At 76.0% G+C, this 1,581-nt stretch carries 1 protein-coding gene; it reads left to right on the top strand.

The genetic code is table 11. The annotated features are described in order from the left end of the window. Positions 1–1,581, top strand: a 1,581-nt coding sequence (locus ABZ281_RS48815; protein ID WP_356665235.1) for an HAD-IC family P-type ATPase, incomplete at both ends; no start/stop codon positions are given.

Here is a 1,581-nt window from a genome sequence, read left to right as displayed (position 1 = left end):
CCCGCCGAGGTCGCGCAGCTCATCCACGCCCACCCGACCCAGAGCGAGGCGCTCGGCGAGGCCCACCTGGCCCTGGCCCGGCTCGCCGCACGGCAGCAGCCCAAGGCCCGCAAGCAGGACGGCGGTACGCGCACGGTCACCGTCGATGCCACTCGGCTGCGCCCCGGGGACGAGATCAGCCTCGGCGCAGGCGACGTCGTACCCGCCGACGCACGGCTGCTGGACGTCGACGGCCTGGAGGTCGACGAGTCCGCGCTCACCGGCGAGTCCCTGCCGGTGACCAAGACCGTCGACGCCACCCCCGGCCTCCCGGTGGCCCAGCGCACCTGCATGGTCTTCGAGGGCACAACCGTGGTGGCCGGTCGGGCCACCGCCCTCGTCGTGGACACCGGCGACCAGACCGAGGCGGGCCGTGCCGTCACACTCGCCGCCCGCACCCCGCCCCCCGCCGGCGTCCAGGCCCGGCTCCAGGAACTGACCCGCAAGGCCCTGCCGGTGACCTTCACCGGCGGCGCGGCCGTGACCGGGCTGTCCCTGCTGCGCGGCAGTCCCGTCCGGCGCGCCGTCAGCGGTGGTGTCGCGGTCGCCGTAGCCGCCGTCCCCGAGGGGCTGCCGCTCGTCGCCACCGTCGCGCAGATGGCGGCGGCCCGCCGGCTGTCCCGCCGCGGCGTCCTGGTCCGCACCCCGCGCACCCTGGAGGCGCTCGGCCGGGTCGACACCGTGTGCTTCGACAAAACCGGCACCCTCACCGAGAACAAACTGCGCATGGTCCGCGTCGCCGCCGCCGACGGCACCGTCCTCGCGGCCGACGACGACCAGGCCGCACCGGTCGTACGCCTGGCCGCGCGCGCCTGCCCGCAGGAGGAGGCCGGGCAGGGCCGCCGCGTCGCACACGCCACCGACGAGGCCGTCCTCGACGTCGCCCCGCCCGACGAGGGCTGGGCACCCAGCGGCGAACTGCCCTTCGAGACCCGCCGCGGCTACGCCGCCGCGGTCGGCCGGGACGGCGACCCCGACATGGGAGAACTCCTCGTCGTCAAGGGCGCCCCCGAGACGATCCTGCCCGTCTGCCGCGACCTTCCCGGCCATGCCTGGGACACCGCTCACGAACTGGCCGGGCAGGGACTGCGCGTCCTCGCCGTCGCCCGTCGCCCCTGCCGGGCCGACGACGCCGAGGCCCAACTCGAACTGCCGCTCGCGGACCTGAAGTTCAGTGGCTTCGTCGCCCTCGCCGACGTCCCGCGTGACACCTCGCACGCCCTGCTCGCGGAACTGCGCCGCTCCGGCATCCTGCCCGTCATGCTCACCGGCGACCATCCGGAGACCGCCCGCGCCATCGCCCTGCAACTGGGCTGGCCGGAGGAGACCGAGGCGGTGACCGGCGACGAACTCGTCGCCATGGAACGCCGCGAACGTGTCCGGGTCCTGCGCGGCGCGGGCGTCATCGCCCGGGTCGCCCCCGAGCAGAAGCTGCACGTCGTGGAGGCCCTGCAGCAGGCCGGGCGGGTCGTGGCGATGGCCGGTGACGGCGCCAACGACGCCGCCGCCATCCGCGCCGCCGACGTCGGGGTCGGCGTCGAG

It is taken from the genome of Streptomyces sp. NPDC006265 (genome assembly GCF_040613555.1).
Lineage (GTDB): Bacteria > Actinomycetota > Actinomycetes > Streptomycetales > Streptomycetaceae > Streptomyces.
Note: the sequence above shows the minus strand (reverse complement) of the source record. Positions and strands in the feature narration are given on the sequence as shown.